The sequence below is a fragment of the Streptomyces sp. NPDC005483 genome (assembly GCF_040606035.1).
Lineage (GTDB): Bacteria > Actinomycetota > Actinomycetes > Streptomycetales > Streptomycetaceae > Streptomyces.
Map to the genome: position 1 here is coordinate 346,656 of NZ_JBEXEA010000007.1, position 18,638 is coordinate 365,293.

At 71.8% G+C, this 18,638-nt stretch carries 18 protein-coding genes; 7 read left to right on the forward strand and 11 right to left on the reverse strand.

What is annotated here, in order from left to right; translation table 11 throughout:
• The 5 genes from ABZT06_RS16625 to ABZT06_RS16645 form a co-directional block, all read right to left on the reverse strand.
• On the reverse strand, positions 1 to 861 hold the full coding sequence (locus ABZT06_RS16625; protein ID WP_355740768.1) for a 3-hydroxybutyryl-CoA dehydrogenase: 861 nt from the start codon (positions 859 to 861) through the stop codon (positions 1 to 3).
• A 71-nt stretch (positions 862 to 932) separates the two neighbouring features.
• The gene (locus ABZT06_RS16630) at positions 933 to 1,895 is read right to left on the reverse strand and encodes a PDR/VanB family oxidoreductase (protein WP_355740770.1); all 963 of its coding nucleotides are present in this window, start codon (positions 1,893 to 1,895) and stop codon (positions 933 to 935) included.
• A gap of 19 nt (positions 1,896 to 1,914) precedes the next feature.
• Entirely contained in the window at positions 1,915 to 3,105 is a 1,191-nt protein-coding gene (locus ABZT06_RS16635; protein ID WP_355740772.1) for an acetyl-CoA C-acyltransferase, read from the reverse strand.
• A gap of 29 nt (positions 3,106 to 3,134) precedes the next feature.
• Entirely contained in the window at positions 3,135 to 3,740 is a 606-nt protein-coding gene (locus ABZT06_RS16640) for a histidine phosphatase family protein (protein ID WP_355740774.1), read from the reverse strand.
• Positions 3,741 to 3,779: 39 nt separating this feature from the next.
• Positions 3,780 to 5,318 carry an AMP-binding protein gene (locus tag ABZT06_RS16645; RefSeq protein WP_355740776.1) on the reverse strand — a complete coding sequence of 513 codons (1,539 nt, stop codon included), beginning with the start codon at positions 5,316 to 5,318 and terminating at the stop codon, positions 3,780 to 3,782.
• 198 nt (positions 5,319 to 5,516) lie between these two features.
• On the opposite strand from ABZT06_RS16645, the gene ABZT06_RS16650 reads away from it, so the two are divergent.
• From ABZT06_RS16650 to ABZT06_RS16660, 3 genes are read left to right on the forward strand one after another with little or no spacing between them, the layout of a single operon-like run.
• On the forward strand, positions 5,517 to 6,752 hold the full coding sequence (locus ABZT06_RS16650) for an acyl-CoA dehydrogenase family protein (RefSeq protein WP_355740778.1): 1,236 nt from the start codon (positions 5,517 to 5,519) through the stop codon (positions 6,750 to 6,752).
• A gap of 39 nt (positions 6,753 to 6,791) precedes the next feature.
• The gene (locus tag ABZT06_RS16655) at positions 6,792 to 7,556 is read left to right on the forward strand and encodes an SDR family oxidoreductase (protein ID WP_355740780.1); all 765 of its coding nucleotides are present in this window, start codon (positions 6,792 to 6,794) and stop codon (positions 7,554 to 7,556) included.
• Between the two features lie 3 nt (positions 7,557 to 7,559).
• On the forward strand, positions 7,560 to 8,330 hold the full coding sequence (locus tag ABZT06_RS16660) for a ThuA domain-containing protein (protein WP_355740782.1): 771 nt from the start codon (positions 7,560 to 7,562) through the stop codon (positions 8,328 to 8,330).
• 43 nt (positions 8,331 to 8,373) lie between these two features.
• Here the strand turns inward: ABZT06_RS16660 and ABZT06_RS16665 are convergent, their stop codons facing one another.
• Genes ABZT06_RS16665 through ABZT06_RS16680 form a run of 4 tightly spaced genes read right to left on the reverse strand, consistent with a single transcriptional unit; the run spans position 8,374 to position 13,099 of the window.
• Complete coding sequence (locus ABZT06_RS16665) at positions 8,374 to 9,417, reverse strand: NAD(P)-dependent alcohol dehydrogenase (protein WP_355740869.1); 1,044 nt, start codon at positions 9,415 to 9,417, stop codon at positions 8,374 to 8,376.
• The gene (locus tag ABZT06_RS16670) at positions 9,377 to 10,447 is read right to left on the reverse strand and encodes an ABC transporter permease (protein ID WP_355740784.1); all 1,071 of its coding nucleotides are present in this window, start codon (positions 10,445 to 10,447) and stop codon (positions 9,377 to 9,379) included. The genes ABZT06_RS16665 and ABZT06_RS16670 overlap by 41 nt, the downstream gene beginning before the upstream one ends.
• 1 nt (position 10,448) lies before the next feature.
• Complete coding sequence (locus ABZT06_RS16675) at positions 10,449 to 11,960, reverse strand: sugar ABC transporter ATP-binding protein (protein ID WP_355740786.1); 1,512 nt, start codon at positions 11,958 to 11,960, stop codon at positions 10,449 to 10,451.
• Positions 11,957 to 13,099 (reverse strand): substrate-binding domain-containing protein, encoded by a 1,143-nt coding sequence (locus ABZT06_RS16680; RefSeq protein ID WP_355740788.1) that lies wholly within the window; start codon positions 13,097 to 13,099, stop codon positions 11,957 to 11,959. Before ABZT06_RS16680 ends, ABZT06_RS16675 begins: the two co-directional genes overlap by 4 nt.
• 372 nt (positions 13,100 to 13,471) lie before the next feature.
• On the opposite strand from ABZT06_RS16680, the gene ABZT06_RS16685 reads away from it, so the two are divergent.
• Genes ABZT06_RS16685 through ABZT06_RS16700 form a run of 4 tightly spaced genes read left to right on the forward strand, consistent with a single transcriptional unit; the run spans position 13,472 to position 16,441 of the window.
• Positions 13,472 to 14,878: an aromatic ring-hydroxylating dioxygenase subunit alpha gene (locus tag ABZT06_RS16685; protein ID WP_355740790.1), complete on the forward strand. Its 1,407-nt coding sequence runs from the start codon at positions 13,472 to 13,474 to the stop codon at positions 14,876 to 14,878.
• A complete protein-coding gene (locus ABZT06_RS16690; protein ID WP_355740792.1) occupies positions 14,863 to 15,189 on the forward strand; it encodes a 2Fe-2S iron-sulfur cluster binding domain-containing protein in 327 nt (108 codons plus the stop codon). The genes ABZT06_RS16685 and ABZT06_RS16690 overlap by 16 nt, the downstream gene beginning before the upstream one ends.
• Before the next feature lie 6 nt (positions 15,190 to 15,195).
• On the forward strand, positions 15,196 to 15,411 hold the full coding sequence (locus tag ABZT06_RS16695; RefSeq protein WP_355740794.1) for a transposase: 216 nt from the start codon (positions 15,196 to 15,198) through the stop codon (positions 15,409 to 15,411).
• A gap of 4 nt (positions 15,412 to 15,415) precedes the next feature.
• Positions 15,416 to 16,441: an NADP-dependent oxidoreductase gene (locus ABZT06_RS16700; protein ID WP_355740796.1), complete on the forward strand. Its 1,026-nt coding sequence runs from the start codon at positions 15,416 to 15,418 to the stop codon at positions 16,439 to 16,441.
• A 34-nt stretch (positions 16,442 to 16,475) separates the two neighbouring features.
• Here ABZT06_RS16700 and ABZT06_RS16705 read toward each other — a convergent pair whose 3' ends face one another.
• Together ABZT06_RS16705 and ABZT06_RS16710 are read right to left on the reverse strand one after the other, a co-directional pair.
• Positions 16,476 to 16,790, reverse strand: a complete 315-nt coding sequence (locus tag ABZT06_RS16705) for a putative quinol monooxygenase (RefSeq protein ID WP_355740798.1) — start codon at positions 16,788 to 16,790, stop codon at positions 16,476 to 16,478.
• A 78-nt stretch (positions 16,791 to 16,868) separates the two neighbouring features.
• Complete coding sequence (locus ABZT06_RS16710) at positions 16,869 to 18,605, reverse strand: PEP-utilizing enzyme (protein ID WP_355740800.1); 1,737 nt, start codon at positions 18,603 to 18,605, stop codon at positions 16,869 to 16,871.
• Positions 18,606 to 18,638: the final 33 nt, after the last annotated feature.

Below are 18,638 nucleotides of genomic sequence, written 5' to 3' on the forward strand. Positions count from 1 at the left end.
TCAGCCCTCGTAGGTGTGGAACCCGCGGCCGCTCTTTCGGCCGAGGTGACCCGCGGCAACCATCCGGCGCAGCAGCGCGGGCGGGGCGTACAGCGGCTCCTTGTACTCCTCGTACATCGACTCGGCCACGGCCTGGGCGGTGTCGAGGCCGATGAGGTCGAGCAGGCGCAGCGGCCCCATGGGGTGCGCGCAGCCGAGTTCCATGCCTTTGTCGATGTCGTCCGGCCGCGCGGAGCCCGACTCCACCATCCGTACCGCGCTGAGCAGGTAGGGCACGAGGAGGGCGTTGACGACGAAGCCGGAGCGGTCGGGTGCCTGGATCGCCTGCTTGCCCAACTGCTCGGCGAAGTCGCGGGTGCGCCGCAGCGTGTCGGCGCCGGTGACGAGGGCGGGGATGACCTCGACCAACCGCTGCACGGGGACGGGGTTGAAGAAGTGCAGGCCGATGACCCGTTCGGGTCGCTCGGTGACGACGGCGAGATCGACGACGGGAATCGAGGAGGTGTTGGTGGCCAGGACTGCCGCGGGGTCTTCGACCGCCTTGTCCAGGAGGCCCAGGACACCGGTCTTGATGTCGCGGTTCTCGGCGACCGCCTCGATGACGAACTGACGGTCGGCCATGTCGCCGAGGTCAGTGGTGAAGGACAGCGCGGCGAGGGCCTGGTCGCGTTGCTCCTCGCTGAGCTTGCCGTGTCGTACGCCTCGGTCGAGGGAGGCGGTGATGCGGAGACGGCCTGCCTCGGCCGCCTCCGGCGTGGACTCGGCGACACGTACGTGTATGCCGCGGCGGGCGGCGACTTCGGCGATGCCGGAGCCCATGAGGCCGCAGCCGACGACGCCGAGACGGGTGACGGGATCCATCAGGGTCCGTCCTTTCTGATGAGCCGGACGTGAGCCGGACGTGAGCGGGAGGTGAGCGGGAGGGGGCGGCGTCAGAGATCGAGGACGAGGCGCGGTCCGCGCGAGCGGGAGACACAGATGAACATGGTGTCGCCGGCGGCCCGTTCGTCCTCGGTCAGCAGCGAGTCGCGATGGTCGGGTGTGCCGTCCAGGACGTCGGTCTCGCAGGTACCGCACGTGCCTTCCCGGCAGGAGAAGTCGACCTCGACGCCGGCCTCCTCCACGGTCTCGAGCACCGAACGGTCCGGTGGCACGGTGAGGGTGAGCCCGGATCGGGCGAGCTCCACCTCGAAGGCCACGGCCGCGCCGGTGTCGGCCGCCGGCACCGGGGCGAACCGTTCGACGCCCAGCGTTCCGGTCGGCCAGCTCGCGCACTGCTCCTGCACCGCCCGCAGCAGCGGTTCGGGACCGCAGGCGTGCACCAGCGTGCCCTCCTTGGGCACACCGAGGTGGGCGGCGAGGTCAAGCAGGCCGTACTCGTCCTGCGGACGGATCAGGACCCGGTCCCCGTGCGGGGCGAGGCGGTCCAGGAAGGCCATGGAGCTCCGGGTGCGGCCGCCGTACAGCAGACTCCAGTCGGCCCCCGCGGCCTCGGCCGCCTCGACCATGGGAAGGATGGGCGTGATCCCGACACCGCCGGCGATGAACAGATGGCGGGCGGCGGGGCGTAGGGGGAAGTTGTTCCGAGGGCCCCGGACACGCACCGTGACGCCTTCGTGCAGACGCTCGTGGACGTACGCGGACCCGCCGCGGCCCTGTGGCTCGCGCAGCACCGCGATCTGCCAGGCCCCGCGTTCGGCCGGGTCTCCGCACAGGGAGTACTGACGGACCAGATCGCCGGCGTCCGAGTCCAGGAGTACGTCGATATGGGCGCCCGGCGTCCAGGCGGGCAGGCTCCCGCCGTCAGGGCGGCGAAGGGTGAGGGAGACCACGCCGTCGGCGGCGACGGTGCGGGCGGCCACCGTGAGGGTGGTCGGGGGGAGTTGGTCGTTCATGGTGATTCAGCTCCGGGGTTCAAGCCTGCGTCGGTACATGCAGCAACAGCGCGTCACCCTGGCCGCCGCCCCCGCACAGGGCCGCCGCTCCGCTGCCGCCTCCGCGCCGCCGCAGTTCCGTCGCGAGGGCCAGCACCAGCCGGGCTCCGGTCATGCCGACCGGGTGTCCGAGCGCGATGGCCCCGCCGTTGACGTTCACCCTGTCCACAGGGATGTCCAACTCGCGTACGGAAGCCAGGGCGACTCCGGCGAACGCCTCGTTGATCTCGAACAGGTCCAGGTCGGCGGCCTTCAGCCGGCCGTCACGGTCGAGTGCGTCGCGGATCGCGCCGGCCGGCTGGACGAGCAGTGAGGGGTCGGGGCCCGCGACCGTGCCGTAGGCGCCGATCTCCGCGAGCGGTGTCAGGCCCTCGCGCCGGGCGCGCTCCGCGCTCATCACGACGACGGCCGCCGCGCCGTCGGAGAGCTGCGAGGAGTTGCCGGCGGTGATGGTGCCCGCGCCGGAGAAGGCCGGCCGGAGGCGCCCGAGGGTCTCGGCGGTGCTGTCCGGCCGTACGCCCTCGTCGGTGTCCACCACCGTCTCGCCGCGACGTCCGGTCACCGTGACGGGGGCGATCTCCTCGGAGAACGCGCCCGACTGCTGGGCGTGGGCCGCCCTTCGGTGGGAGAGCGCGCTGTAGTCGTCCTGTTCCTGGCGGGTCAGGGCGAACGGCTGCTGGTAGCGCTCGGTGGCCGCTCCCATGGAGACGCCGTCGAAGGCGCACACGAGGGCGTCGCGGTCCAGGGCGTCCTCCATCGCGGCCGCGCCGTACTTCCAGCCGGCGCGTGATCCGCGCAGCAGGTGCGGGGCGCCGGACATGGACTCCATGCCGCCCGCGACGACCACCTCGTGACGGCCGGAGGCGATCATGAGGTCGGCCAGGGCGATGGCGTGCAGACCGGACAGGCACAGCTTGTTGACGGTGCTCGCCGGGACGGAGAAGGGAATGCCGGCGCCGACCGCGGCCTGCCGGGCCGAGTTGGGGCCGGCTCCCGCCTGCACCACATGGCCCATGACGACGGCCTGCACGGCCTGCGGGTCCAGGTGGGCGGCGGACAGTGCCGCGCGGATGGCGTGGGCGCCGAGCTCGACCGCGGACAGGGTGCTCAGGGCGCCCATCAGCTTGCCGATGGGCGTCCTTGCTCCGGCGACGATGACGGATCCGGGCATGGCCGGGACCTCCTGGGGTGGGAGCGGGATCAGGCGACCGGGTCGACGGCGCGTTCGGCGATCATGTGGGCCGTCTCGTTCACCGAGTGCAGGACGACCCGCCCGCCGGGCATGCGCCGCACCCTGCTGACGGAGGTGTAGCCGGGGTGGAACCAGAACATCGTCGGCAGGCGGAGCACCGTCGCCAGGTAGGTGTTGGTGATGCCGCCGTGGCACACGGCCGCGACCCGCCCGCCGGGGTGGGCGTCGAGGATGGTGTCCATGGCGCGCACGGCCCGGCCGCGGAAGGCGTCCCAGTCGAGGTCGGGTACGAAGTCCTCGAAGCGCCCCTCGGCGAGTGCAGCGGCCCGGGGGTCACCTGTGCCGATCTGCTCGGGAGGGGTGTAGGGCTGGGACACGTCGGTGTCCCATTCGCGCAGGTCGTCGAGGACGGTCGCGGTCATGCCGGTGAGCCGTTCCAGAGGTGCCACGGTTTCGCGAGCCCGTCGGAACGGGCTGACGTACAGGGCGTCGAGGTCCTCGTGTCCGAGCCACGCGGCGAGGCGTTCGGCCTGCGCGGTGCCCTCCGGCGACAGCCCCGGGTCGAACACGCCCGCCAGGGGGAGGCCGTGCCGGACGAGGAGGAGTTCGGTCATGGTGATCCTTAGGTGAAGACAGGTACAGAGGGGAGCGGCTCAGCCGGCGATGGTCCGTTCCGAGCTCCAGTAGGGGCGGCGCATCGCGCGCTTGTCGAGCTTGCCCATGGCGTTGCGCAGCAGCTCGGGCACGATCTCGTACGACTTGGGGCACTTGTAGGCGGCCAGGTGCTCTCGGCAGAAGCGGTCCAGTTCCTCGGCCGGCGGCTCGTCCCCGGTGACCACGACCAGTGCCCGCAGCGACTCGCCGAAGTCCGGGTCGGGCACGCCGATCACCGCGAGTTCGGCGACCGACGGGTGCCGGCGCAGGACCGCCTCGCTCTCGGCCGGGTACAGGTTCACGCCGCCGGAGACCACGACGTCCGCGGCCCGGTCGGTGATGAAGATGTAGCCGTCGGCGTCGACGTACCCGATGTCGCCGAGGGTGAAGACGCCGGGGGAGAGGTAGGCGGACCTGGTCTTGTCCGGGTCGGCGTGGTAGCGGACGCCCTGGTCCTCGGGCGCCCGGAAGGCCAGCAGCCCGCGTTCGCCGGGCGGCAGGCACCGGCCGTCGTCGTCGGTGACCAGCACCTCGAACGGGGGCCGCACGCGCCCGACCGAGCCCGGGTGGGCCAGCCACTCGGTGCTGCTGATGCGGGCCACGGTTCCCGCTTCGCTGGCGCCGTACGACTCGGTCAGCACCGGGCCGAACCAGTCGATCATGGCTCGCTTGACGTCCGGCGGGCACGCGGAGCCGGTGTGGGAGACCTGCCGCAGGCTGGAGACGTCGTAGCGGGAGCGGACGTCGTCCGGCAGGGCGAGCAGCCGTTGGAAGTGGGTGGGGACCATCACCGTCGAGGAGACCCGCCACTTCTGGACCCGGCTGAGGAACGACTCCGCGTCGTATCGGCCGAGGACGACCACCGGCTGACCGGCCGCCAGGTGGCGCAGGGAGGTCAGCGGCGCGTTGTGCTGCAGGGGCCCGCACACCAGGTGGGGTCCCGGCGGGAATCCGGGGCGGGCGGACATCGCGGCGAGGTAGGCGGTGCTGTCGGCGACCGGGCCGCTGACCCAGCGCACCTCGGTGCCACGGGCCCGTCCGGTGGTCCCCGAGGTGTAGACGAGTGGGGGCCGGGCGGGCCGGTCGGTCGGGAGGGTGCGGTCGCCGGGCGCGGCGGCCAGCCACAGGTCCCAGTCGAAGGCGTGCCCGGCCGCCGGGGTGCCGTGGACCACGATCGGCAGTCCCAGTTCCCTGGCCGCGTCGAGGGCGGCGCCCGCTCCGGCCGGTCCGGCGACGATGCCGGTCACGCCCGCGTCGATGATCTGGTCGACGAGCTCGCCCGAGGTGAGGTTCCGGGAGGTGGCCACGGTCCCCACTCCGGCTCGCAGTCCCGCCAGATGGGTCACCAGCGTCGGGATCGCGTTGTCTCCGAGGACGGCGATCCGGTCGTCGGGCCCGGGCGCGAACTCCAGCAGCCGGGCCGCCGCCCGCGCCACCTGGTCGGCTAGGCCGGACCAGGACAGCACGCCCAAGTCGTCCGCCAGGGCGGGCTCGTCGGGTGTCTCCTGGGCACGGCGGTCGAGTGGCAGCAGCGACATGGCTCCTCCGGCGGCTCCTCGGTCCTCTCCCGATGCCGGCGGGAGAGAGGGAATGCGGAGACTGTAGCGTTTATCAAGAAAGTACGGAACACTCTGACCCCGGACGAAGCAGTTCCCGCACGTTTCAGCCGTGAAAGAGGCATGCGGCTCTCTCGCCCTTACTCAATCTGTCGTCTGGTAAGTACTCAAGGAGGAGCCATGTCCCAGCCCGATCCGGACACATGGCGCCGGCAGGTCCGGCAGTGGCTGGCCACCGTGCTGGAACCGGCGCGGTCGCCGGAGTCCGCCGCAGAGGCCGACCTCGCCGTGTTCCACAACCTCCCGCAGGACGAGGAACGCCTGCTGCTGGAGCGCTGCCGTGCCTACCAGCGGGCCCGCTTCGACGCCGGCTACCAGGCGCTGACGCTCCCCGCCGACAAGGGCGGCGCGGGTCTGACCGCCGCACACGTGGCGGTCTTCGCCGAGGAGGAGGCCGCGTTCGAGGTGCCGCCGTCCACGGAGCTGATCAGCGTCACCGTGCGCCTGGTCGCGATGGCCGTCTCCCTGTTCGGGACGGACGAGCAACGCGGCGACCACGCCCGCGCGTTCCTGCGCACCGACCGTCTCGCCTGCCAGCTCTTCAGCGAACCCGGTGCCGGATCCGACCTCGCGGCCCTGCGCACCCGCGCCCGGCAGGACGGCGACACGTGGGTGATCGACGGGCAGAAGGTGTGGACCTCGGGCGCCCAGTTCGCCGACTACGGTCTGCTGCTCGCCCGCACCGACCGGGACGTCGTCAAACAGGCCGGCATCACCGCCTTCCTGGTCCCCATGGACGCCCCTGGAGTGGAGGTGCGCCCCATCCGCCAGATGAGCGGCGGCACCTCCTTCAACGAGGTCTTCCTCAGCGGCGTACGCGTCGCCGACGGGCTGCGCATCGGACGGCCGGGCCAGGGCTGGGAGGTCGCCACCACCACCCTCGCCTTCGAGCGGACCGCCTCCGGCAGCGGCAACCGCCGCAAGGGCGGCACCTTCCCGGACGTCCTCGCGCTCGCCCGCTCCCTCGGCCGGACCGGTGACCCCCTGGTCCGCCAGCTCCTCGCCGACCTGTACGTCCGCGCCGCACTGCGCGCCGCCACCGTCGACCGCGTCGCCCGGACGAGCGCCGCCGGCGGCCGGCCGGGCCCGGAGGCCTCGCTGACCAAACTCATGGCCTCCGAGCTGCTCACCCGCACCGGTCAGGTGGCCGCCGAACTGATGGGGGCGCGGATCAGCGCCGACACCGGGGAGCCGGGCACTTTCGCCTGGACCCAGCATCTGCTCGGCGCCCCCGGCTACCGGCTGGCCGGTGGCACCGACCAGATCCAGCGCAACCTGATCGGCGAACGCGTCCTGAAACTGCCGCCGGAGCCGCGGACGGACCGGGCGCCGTTCTCACAGCTTCCCGGCAACTGACTGGTTTCCACGGGGCTTTCTCACAAAGGAGTGACATCGATGGATCTGGGACTGACAGGCGCGAAGGCACTGGTGACCGGTGCGAGCCGGGGCATCGGCCGGGCGATCGCCGAGACCCTGGCCGCCGAGGGCTGCGCACTGGCCCTGTGCGCCCGGGGCGAGGAAGGGCTGGCCAAGGCGGCCGCCGAACTGCGGGCCGAAGGCGCCACCGTGTTCGCGGAACCGGTCGACGTCACCGACCCGGCCGCCCTCGCGGGCTTCGTCGAGCGGGCGGCCGGTGAACTCGGCGGCCTCGACCTGCTGGTGTCCAACGTGTCGGCCGGCAACGTGAAGGGCCCGGAGTCCTGGGAGGCCAGCCTGCGCGGCGACCTGATCCCCTTCGCGGGCCTCGTCGAGGCGGCCCTTCCCCACCTGGAGGCCTCCGACCGGGCCGCCGTCGTCGCCATCGGCACCACCAACGCCTCCGACACCGCGCGTCCGGCCGGAGCGAACTCGTACTCCGCGCTCAAGGCGGCCGTGGTCCAGCACGCCTCGGCCCTCGCCCACTCCCTCGCCCCCAAGGGCATCCGCGTCAACACCGTCTCGCCCGGCCCGATCGACTTCCCCGGCGGCGCCTGGGAGACCATCCGCACCAGCCGCCCCGAGGTGTACGAGGAGGTCCTCGGCAAGCTGCCGATCGGCCGCTACGGCACCGCCGAGGACGTGGCCGCGGCGGTGGCGTTCCTGCTCGGGCGGACCGGCTCCTTCTGCGTCGGGGTCAACCTCGTGGTGGACGGCGGGCTGCTGACCCGCGTCCAGTACTGAGCCGTGGCGGGCCCGGCCGGCCGCCTGGACGCCGTACTGGTCTGCGGCGGCCGCTGGCACGACTTCGACCACGCGCGACTCGGGCTGCTGGAGATGCTGGGAGACCATCCCCGGGTCCGCACCAGGGTCTACGAGGACTACGACTGCCTCCCCGCTCTGGAGCAGGCGGATCTGCTGGTCACCTACACCTGCGACGTCCGGCCCCGCCCGGCGCAGCGGGCCGCGCTGACCCGGTTCGTCGAGCGGGGCGGGCGCTGGCTGGCCCTGCACGGCACCAATGCGGTGATCGAGCCGTCGAAGGGTGACGGACCGCGGGAGTTCACGACCCCACGGCTTCTGGGGGACCTGGCGAAGGTGCTCGGCAGCCAGTTCCTGGCCCACCCGCCGATCGAGCCGTACGAGGTGCGGGTGACCCAACCCGGCCATCCGTTGGTCGCCGGGATCGATCCGTTCACGGTCACCGACGAGCTGTACGTGTGCGAACTGCACGGCGAGCTGGAGGTGCTGCTGCACGCCGAGTACACGGGGCCGTGCCGCGGCTTCGCCGAGGGCGGCACGGCGGCCCTCGACAGTGCGCCCCGACCGGTGCTGTACCTCAAGCGGCACGGTTCCGGCGAGGTCTGCTACTTCACCCTCGGCCATTGCCGGGGCCGCTACGACATACAGGACCTCGGGGTGGACGACACCGGGCGGGTGGACGTGGGCCCGTGGCGGACACCGGAGTTCCTGACCGTGCTGCGGCGGTGTGTGCGGCGGATGGTGGACACGCCGTAGAGGGCCGGCGCCGGGAAGGCGCCGGCCCTCGTTCTGCCGGAGCTCAGCCGTGCGGCAGCACCACCGCGCGGCCGTTGATGTCCCCTGCGTGCAGACGCTCGTACGCCTCGGGCGCCTGCTCCAGCGTGAACGTCTCGACATGGGCGGACACGAGCCCCTGCCGCGCGAGTTCGAGGACCTCCATGAGCTCGGTCCGGCTGCCCCAGTAGGGGAACGCGGCCGACACCTCGAACGGCAGCCCGCCGCCGAAGCCGACGGCGACCGTGCCCCCGCCGAGGCCGACGACGGTGACATCGCCCTCCACCGCGACCGACGCGGCCGCGACCGCCAGGGTCGCCTCGACCCCGACGAAGTCCAGGACCACCTCCGCCCCCGTACCGCCGGTGAGCTCCCGGATCCGTGCGGCCGCCTCGCCGTCCGAGAGCAGTGTCTCGTGGGCGCCGACCTTGCCTGCCAGCTGAAGCTTGTCCTCGCTCATGTCGAGGGCGACGACGCGGGCGGGGGTGAGCGCGCGCAGCAACTGCACGGCGAGATGGCCCAGGCCGCCGACGCCGATCACCACGGCCGTGCTGCCGGGCCGCAGCTTCGGCAGTGACCTGCGGATCGCGTGGTACGGGGTCAGCCCGGCGTCGGTGAGGGGCGCACCCTGCACGGGGTCGACGTCGTGCAGCGGGACCAGGTGGCGCGGCGAGTCCACCAGCATGTACTCCGCGAGGGCTCCGGGCCACCCGAGTCCGGGCGGCAGGATGCCGAGTCCCGCGGCGTGCGGACAGCAGTTCTCCTTGCCCTCGGCGCACTGGTGGCAGCGTCCGCAGCCCCACGGGCCGTACACCGCCACCGCCTCGCCCTCCGTCACGGCGGTCACACCGGCGCCCACCGCCGCCACCGTCCCGACCCCCTCGTGGCCGAGGGTCATCGGGAGGGCGTAGGGGAACACCTCCTCGGGCCAGCCCATCACCGCCAGATCGGAGTGGCACAGGCCCGCGGCCGTCACCTTCAACAGCACCTGGCCCGGGCCGGGTTCGGGTACCGGCACCTCCACCAGCTCAGGTGCGTGTCCCACCCGCAGGTACTGAACGGCTTTCATCATCGGCTCTCCTTGTGGGGTGTTCAGGGCCGGGCGGCGTCGCGGTCCGGCGGCGCAGCACCGTGGGCAGGGCGATCCGCCCGCCCGTGAGGACCAGTGCCACGATGAGGACCGAGCCGGTGAACAGGCTCGCGGCCCACTGCGCGCTGGTGGCGAGCCCGAGCCCGGTGATGCCGGTGCCGAGCAGCAGCACCGCGAGGACCGTGCCCCAGGCGTTGAAGCGTCCCGCGCGCAGCTGGGTCGCCCCGACGAACGCGGCCGCGTACGCCGACAGCAGGTACGGGGTGCCCGCGGTCGGTGACCCGGAGCCGACCGACGACGCGAAGACGACGCCGGCGAAACCGGAGAGCAGGGCGGAGGCCACCAGGGTCAGAGCACGCAGCCGGTCGGTGCGCACCCCTTGCAACCGGGCCGCGTCGGCGTTGAACCCGGTCGCGTACAACCGCCGCCCACTGGCGGTGTGTTCCAGCACGAACCAGATGGCGAGGGCGGCCAGCAGCAGATACAGCACCGGCAGGGTGATGCCGCCCGCGTCCAGCTGGGCGAGGTTCGCGAACGGCTTGGCGAGCAGCTGCACCCCGGTGATCGAGCTGTCGTTGGTGACCATGGTGATCAAGGACTGTATGAGCGCGCCGGTGGCGAGCGTGGCGATGAACGAGTCGACCCGCAGGACCACCACCACGAGGGCGTTGACCACCCCGACCAGCAGGGCCGCGGCCATCGCCAGGGTGATGGCGCCGAAGGGACCGAGGCCGGTGGAGACCAGGAAGTGGGCGGTGAGCACGCTGGTCAGGGACATGGTGTAGGCGACCGACAGGTCGAAGACGCGGGCGGCCAGCGGCGGTACGACGCTGAGCGCCACCAGGCCGGCGACCGCGTTGCCGTTGAGCACCTGCTTGACCGTGATGACGGTCGGGAACGTGTCCGGTGCCCACACGGAGAAGAGCACGACGATGGCCAGCCACACATACACGGCGCCGATGTTGCGGAACGACAGGGTGGCTGCCACCCGGGTCGGGACGGATGTCATGTCACTCTGTTCCTTCCATGGCGTGCACGAGCGCGGACTCGGTGATGTCCCGCCCGCTGATCTCCCGTGCGATCCGGCCATCCCGTACCACCAGGACGCGGGTGCACAGCGCGAGCAGGTCCTGGGTGTCGGTGGAGGACACGATGACGCCCATGCCCTCGTCGGCCTGCCGCTCTATCAGGTCGTACAGCTGAAGGCGGGTGGCGATGTCCACGCCCGCCGTGGGTTCGCACAGCGTCAGCACGGGCGGGCGCTGGGCCAGGCAGCGGGCCATGACGACCTTCTGCTGGTTGCCGCCGCTCAGCGTGGTGATCCTGGCCGCGCGGCCGGCCGTACGGACGTCGACCCGCCTGATCCAGTCCTCCGTCAGGGTGGCCTCCCGGCGTCGGCGCAGCCGTCCGGAACGGGTGCGCAGCCGGTGCAGGAGCGGCAGGGTGAGGTTCTCGCCGACCGAGAAGTCGCCGATCACCCCCTCGCGCGCCCGGTCCGCCGGGACCAGGGGAAGACCCAGGGCGCGGGCGTCACGCACCTCGGTCCACCGCACGGAGCGTTCCGGCAGCCGTAGCCTGCCGCTCACCCGTCCGCCATGGGCGCCGCACACCGCATACGGCACGAGCTCGTGGCCGGAGCCGACCAGACCGGTGACGCCCAGGCGCTCGCCCCTGGCCAGGTCGAAGCCCACCCCGCGCAGCGGCCCGGCCCACAGGTCGCGCACCTCCAGCACGGGTCGGCCGGCAACCGGCGGGGGCGGGGGACGGTGGGTGGTCTCCATCTCCTCGCCCGCCATCAACTCCGCCAGCGAACGCGGGGTGAGGTCGGCGACCGCTCGGGTGGCGATCCGGCGCCCGCCGCGGATCACGGTGACCCGGTCGGCGAGCGCGAAGATCTCGTCCATGCGGTGCGAGACGTACAGCACGCCGGCACCGGCGTCACGGACCTCGCGCACGATGTCGAACAGGCGGGCCACCTCGCCGGGCGGCAGCACCGCGGTGGGCTCGTCGAGCACCAGGACCCCGCGGCGGCCCTCCCAGCCCTGCAGCGCGGCGGCGATGGCCACCACCGTGCGCTGGACCGGGGTCGCCGTCGACAGCGGCCGGCGTACGTCGATGCCGAGGCCGAACCGTTCGACCAGGGCGCGAGTGCGCCGCTCCATCTCCGGCCAGCGGATGTTGCCGAAGGCCGTGCGGGCGAAGCCGTGGCTGAGGGCGAGGTTGTCGACGGCGCTCAACTCGTCCACCAGACCCAACTCCTGGTGGACGAAACGGAGCCGGTCGTGGCGGGAGGCCGTGACCTGGCTCAGGTCGAAGGGCTCGCCGTCGAGTTCGGCCACCGCACCCGGCTCCGCGTGGTGGTACCCGGCGAGGATCTTGATGAGGGTGGACTTGCCCGAGCCGTTGGGCCCGATCAGGGCGTGGATCTCACCGGGCGCCACCTCGAGATCGACGTCCGTCAGGGCCCGGGTGCCGCCGAATCTCTTCGACAGGGCGGCCACCCGCAACACCGGCCCGCTCAACTCACGCCCCACAGCGCCTTGAACTGGGCCTGGTAGTTCTCGACGATCGGGAAGTCGCCGAGGGTCTTGGGGAGGTTGTCCTTGGTGATCAGCATGTTGGGCAGCACCGCCTTCTGGTCCACGTCCATGGACTGGCCGGTGAAGTGCCGGGCCAGCGCGTCGACCTGCAGCCAGGAGGCCTCGTGCGAGTTCAGGGCCATCGCGGCGTCACTGAGGCCGCTCTGGATGTACTGGTAGTTCTGTCCGTCCCCGACGTTCACGGCGAGGTGCTTGCCGGTGATGCCGGCGGTCTTCAACGCGGCCGGGACGCCCACGTTGAGCAGGCCCAGTGAGAACACGACGTGGTTCACCTTGGGGTGCGAGCGCAGATACGACACCACCCGGTCCGGCATGTCCTTGCCGATCGCGGTGATGGGCACGTCCACGGTGTCCAGTCCACAACCCGCGCACCACTCCTTGTACTTGGCCGCGAAGGTGTCCTTGACCGGCTTGAGGATGGTGTAGGCGGGCAGGTCGAAGTAGACGGTGTCGGCCTGCGCGTTGCTGTCGGACACCACCCAGGAGGCGAGCATCTCGCCCTGGACGGCGACGTCGTCGGGCCCGTTCTTGAGCAGGGAGACTCCGTCGCCCACGACGTCGTCGGCGTTCGACTGGATGACGGGGATGTCCGCCGCCTTCAGCTGGGCGAGCTGCTTCGCGTAGACCGCGCGGGGGAATCCGGAGGAGACGACGGCGTCGGGCTTGTCGCGCAGCACCTGTTCGTAGGCGGACTGGACGGATTCCGGCGTGCCCTGGGTGGCGATCTGGCGGACGTGCCAGCCGAGTTCGTTGGCGGCGGCGGTGAAGAAGTTGGCCAGGTCCTGGCAGGACTGCACGCCGCACAGGATGAAGTCGATGTTCTTGCCCGCGGGGATCGGCTTGCCCACCGGCTGGGTGACCGGGATCTTGTCCGGCTGCTCGGAGTACTTCGCGAGGGCCTTGCGGGCGGCGATCAGGCCGGGGGAGTCCGAGGCCACCGCCTTGGCGGAGTCGGCGGCCGGCGTCGTCCCGTTGCCGCATCCCGCCAGGGCGAGCAGGGCGGTGACGGGGAGGATCGCGGTCAGCGCGCGGCGGGCCGCGCGACGGGGTCTGGAACTCATCGTTGAGTACTCCCGTGGTGTGTCGCCTGTGCTGTCGCGGCCCGGGGCGCCCGCGCGTTGCGCTGCGGTCGGCTCCGGTCAGGCGGACGGACTGTGTGTCGTGCCGGGCGGGAACGCCGCGGCACCGGTCCCGGGACGCGGCAGAGATCGTCCCGGGATGGAGAAACTTTTGAGGCACTACAGCCTCAAGTGGGTCGGAGTGTGACATGCGGCAGCAGCCTTGGGGAGAGGGTCGTCGCAAAAAGTTGCGGTCTCACGGCGCGAGAAGGGCGTGACCTCGGCAGGTGTGCAGCTCGTTCACCGGCTCGACTGTTGCTCCCGGCCGTAAGTGGTAACTACACTCCTTCTAAAGTTTCTGCCGGAGGAGAGATGATGGACGAAACATCGGAGCCGGCTACTGCTCGATGCCCGGGGCCCAGCGTCCAGGACTACCTCGACCAGGACAGCCGCCCCGTGCCCCCCGCCCTGAGGTACGAGCACAACGACCACCTCGGCAGCGAGGACATCGACACCGCCCGCTTCACCTCCCGCGAGTGGGCCGAACGCGAGATGCGGCAGGTCTGGCGGCGCGTGTGGCAGTTCGCCTGCCTGGAGAGCGAGATTCCCGAGGTCGGCGACCACGAGGTCTACGAGATCGGTGACGACTCCCTCATCGTCGTGCGCACCACCCCGGACGAGATCCGCGCCTACGTCAACGTCTGCCTGCACCGCGGACGCAAGCTGCGCACCGGCGGCGGCAACGTCAGCGAGTTCCGCTGCTCCTTCCACGGCTTCGCCTGGAACCTCGACGGCACCATGCAGACCCCGCCCTGCGCCTGGGACTTCCCGCACGTCACCCCGGAGAAGTTCGCCCTTCCCGAGGCCCGGGTGGCCACCTGGCGCGGCTTCGTCTTCATCAACATGGACCCGTACGCCGAATCCTTCGACAGCTATCGCGGCACCTTCGACGAGTACTACATCTGGCCGCTGGAGAACCGCTACAAGTCGCTGCACATCGCCAAGGTGCTGCCCTGCAACTGGAAGGTCGCCCAGGACGCGTTCATCGAGTCCTTCCATGTGATCGCGACCCACCCGCAGATGCTGCCGTGGCTCGCGGATGCCAACTCCCAGTACGACGTCATGGCGGACCAGCCGAACTGGAACCGGATGATCAACATCCAGGGTGCGCCCAGCCCGCACGTGGCGGATTCCGTCACCGAGGAGGACGTTCTCGAGACGTTCTACGACTCGCGCGCCTTCTACGCCGCGGCCCAGGGCCGCGACCTGGTGATGCAGGAGGGGGACGAACTGCCGGCGATCCCGCCCGGCGGCACCGCCCGCCAGGTCCTCGCCGAGCGGATGCGCGCCCAGCTGGCGACCACCTCGCAGCAGGACTTCTCGAAGACGCCCGACACCGAGCTGCTGGACGCCATCAACTACCTGCTGTTCCCCAACTTCAACCCCTGGGGCGGCGCCAAGTCGAACATCATCTACCGGTTCCGGCCCAACGGCCTCGACCCGGACTCCTGCACCGCCGAGATCATCTTCATGTCCTCCCCGAAGCAGCCCGGCGAGGTGCCGCCCCCCGCGAAGATCCGCTGGGTGCCCGAGGACATGCTCTTCGCCGACATCCCCGAACTGGGCGTGCTCGGACCCGTCTTCGACCAGGACTGCGAGAACCTGCCCTACGTCCAGCAGGGACTGAAGGCGATGCGCAAGCCCGGCATCACCCTGGCCAACTACCAGGAGAGCCGCATCCGCCACTTCAACCAGACCCTCGACCAGTGGATGGAGAAGTGAGCCACCGGGTGGCGGTCAGGCCCTCGGGAGTCGAGCTCGACGTCCTCGACGACGAGGACGTGTTCACCGCCGCTCAGCGCCTCGGCTACCGCTGGCCCACCCTCTGCGGCGGCAAGGGCACCTGCCGCACCTGCTTCGTCCAGGTCGAGGAGGGCGCCGAGAACTGTCTCCCCGTGGGCCCGCTGGAACGCGAGGGCATCGAGGCCCTGCGCAGACCGGTGGACGGCCTGACCCGGCTCGCCTGCCGGCTCCGGGTCCAGGGCCCGGTGACCGTGACCAAGCGCGGCGTACGCCGCCGAGTGCAGGAGTGAGGCCCCATGTCCAAGCAAGTGATCCACCCCCTGACCGGGCATGTGTACCGGCTCACCGAGGACGGACTCGTCGAGGTGACCGACCCCGCGACCGGGGCCCAGGGCCTCTTCGACTTCCAGGCGCGGTGGCAGTCGGGCCGACTGCGCCACGCCGACCTGCAGATGGCCGGCTGGGTCGGCCGCCTCGCCCAGCGCCGTACGCCCCCGCAGCCGGAGCAGTGATCCCGTGACGCCCCGCACCACCCGCGTGGTCTGTCTGGTGCGCCGGCCCGACGGAGAACCGCACCCCGGTGACTTCGCCGTCGAGGAACGCCCGCTGCCGCCCCTGGCGGACGGGCAACTACTCGTCCGCAACCTCTACATGAGCGTCGACCCGGCCATGCGCGGGCGCCTGGAGAGCACCGAGAAGCACTACACGCACAACTTCACGCCGGGCTCGCCGCTCGACGGCCGCGCCCTCGGCGTCGTGGAGGAGAGCCGCTGCGTCTCGGTGCCGCCGGGGACGTACGTGCGCCATCAGCTCGGCTGGCGGGAGCGGGCCGTGCTGGACGCGGCGGACACCGACGGCGCCGGCCGCATCGACCCGCGGCTCGCCCCGCTGCCCACCTGGCTGGGCCTGCTCGGCCAGACCGGGTTCACCGCCTACGTGGGCCTGACCCGCATCGCGGCGCTGCGTCCCGGCGACACCGTGTTCGTCTCGGCGGCGGCCGGGGCAGTCGGCACCGCCGCCGGCCAGTTCGCGCGTCTGCTGGGCGCGGAGCGCGTCGTCGGGACCGCCGGAGGCCCGGACAAGTGCGCCCTGCTGGTCAAGGAGTTCGGCTACGACGCCGCCGCCGACTACCGCGCCGAGCCGGTCCGTGACGCGCTGGCCCGGCTCGCGCCCGACGGCATCGACGTCTACTTCGACAACGTCGGCGGCGAGCAGCTGGCCGCCGCGCTGCACGCGCTGCGCACCGGTGGCCGGATCGCCCTGTGCGGCATGATGTCGCAGTTCGGCGGCGACCGGCGGACCGTGGACATCAACCATCTGATCCAGGCGGTCCTCAAGCGGCTGACCCTGTGCGGTTTCATCGTCCGCGACCACGACGACCTGCGGCCGGAGTTCGAGCAACGGGTCGCGACCTGGCTCGCCGAGGGCCGGATCACCGCACGCGAGACGGTCGTGGACGGCCTGGAGAACGCAGCGGGGGCACTGCTGTCGCTGCTCGGGGGCGGCAATGTCGGCAAGATGCTGGTGCGGCTGGGTGACTGAAACGAAGACGGCGCCCCCACCGGGGGCGCCGTCTTCAGCGCATGGGCCGGGACTCCGCGACCGTGTGGACGTCCAGCGAGACGCCCACCCGGGTCAGCCCGGCCGACGCCGACCTGAAGTCCTTCATGTGCGCGGTCCTGAAGTGCTCGTCGAGGGCCGGTTGCGAGACCCACCGCTCGTAGACCCGGATGCGCCGCTCGTCGCCGGGGTCCGCCGTCATGGCGTAGTCGAGACAGCCCGGCTCCTCCTCGCGGGTCCGGTGTCCCAGTGCGACGAGATGCCCCAGCATCGTGTCGCGGTCACCGGGCTCGTAGTCCATCCAGCCGGCGACGATGATTGCCTCAGCCATGCCAGTCACCCGTTCCTTTCACGGTCATGACCGCGGGCCCGCCACTGATGGGGATTCAGTGGCGGGCCCGCGGCGTACTCAACTGCCGAGCGGCACCGGGACGCTGTCCACGGTGACCGTGCCACGCTCACCGTCGACGGTGATGACCATGCCGTCCCGCAGCCGTCGTGTCCCGCCCTCGACGGAGATCACCGCCGGGATGCCCAGCTCGCGGCAGACCACCACGGCGTGGCTGTTGAGCGCGCCCACGTCCACGACGGCCGCCCCGGCGACCAGGAACAGCGGGGTCCAGGCCGCGTCGGTGATCGGCGCGACCAGCACCTCGCCCGGCTCCAGCGCCTCGCAGGAGGCCGGGTCGGTGACCACCCGCACCTTGCCGGTGTACGTGCCGTGACTGCCGCCCACCCCGCCGAGCACATCACCCTCGACGGCGGCCGGAGTGCGCTCCTCGGCGCGTCGCGGCCAGCCGTCGATCTCGGTCTGCGCGTCGGCGGCGACGAAGAACGGCGGCTCCAGCTCGAACAGGCCCGCATACTCCTCGAGCCGTTGCGCGATCACGGGGCCGAAGGACTCCGGGGCGGCGACATAGTCGTCGAGTTCGGTGTCCAGCAGCATCATCACGTCCTCGGGCCGGGCGAACAGCCCCGCCTCGACGCCGCGCCGGCCGAGTTCCCGTACCGCCATGCGGATCTCGTTGACGACGGTGACGCAGTTCGCCTTGGTGCGCTCGCGGGCCGGGATCCACACCTGGGAGGCGTGCATGCCGGCGTCGAACAGGGGCTGCGTCTCCTCGGGCAGCAGGGCCCGGACCTCCCGGGCCGTCCGCTCGCGCCCCTCGGTCAGGCGCTCGCGGCGGGCGGCGGGGGAGTCGTCGTCGGGGCTGTGGCGGATCCGGTCCACCAGGGCCAGCGCCTGGACGGGCGCCGCCTCCCAGGACAGCGCGTGGATGTCCCACTCGTTGGGGCCGCGGTCGCCGGACTCCGCGAGGAACTCCTCGAAGGAGTCCCGGAACGCCTTCACGTCCCCGGTCGCGGCGTCGAGCGCCTGCTCCACCGCGGCCGGGCCCCGGTCGAACAGCGCGGTCAGCTCGGCCGAGGCCGCCACCTGCCGGGACAGCGTCCACAGCCCGGTCGACGGGGAGGCGGAGTCGACGTCGCCCAGACCGCCGATCAGGTCGAGCATGGCGCCCGGCCGGTCCACGCTCGCGCACAGCGGGCCGAGGATCGCCGGTCCGACCGACGCGGGCAGTGACGACTCGACGTGCCGTTGGAAGGTCGTCTCCACCTCGTCCAGCAACGACCGTGCGTGCGCCACCAGTTCGGCGGCGGACAGCTCACCGAGGTCCGGGCGCGAGCGGCGCAGGGCGCGCAGCCGGCCGCGGTCGGCGTCGGCCTCCGGGAAGCCGGCCTGGCCGAGCATCCGCTGGAGTGTCGCGCCCGCCTTGGCGGTCAGCTCCTCGTCCTGGTCGTCCGGGTGCGCCACGTACACCGGTGTGTCGGAGCGCTGACCGACGAACGCCGCGTCGATCTGGTCCGCGGTCTGGCCCATGCGGATGCCGAAGAGCCGCATGTGGGACAGGTTGAGATAGAAGTGTCCGCCGAACATGCCGACGAACGGCGGCCGGGAACCGGCCACTTCCTCCTCGCGGTAGATGCCGAACCCGACGAAGCCGTTGCGCCAGCCCTGCAGGCCCCGCCCCCAGACCAGGGTCCAGCCCAGGGGGCTCGCGGGGTCCGGCAGGGTCTCGCCCGCGTTGGCCCGGGTGTAGTGCGGCAGCCGCTCACTGCGCTGCCAGTCCGTGATCCAGCTCTTCATGACCGAGATCTCCCGCTGTCCGTATCCGCGCCT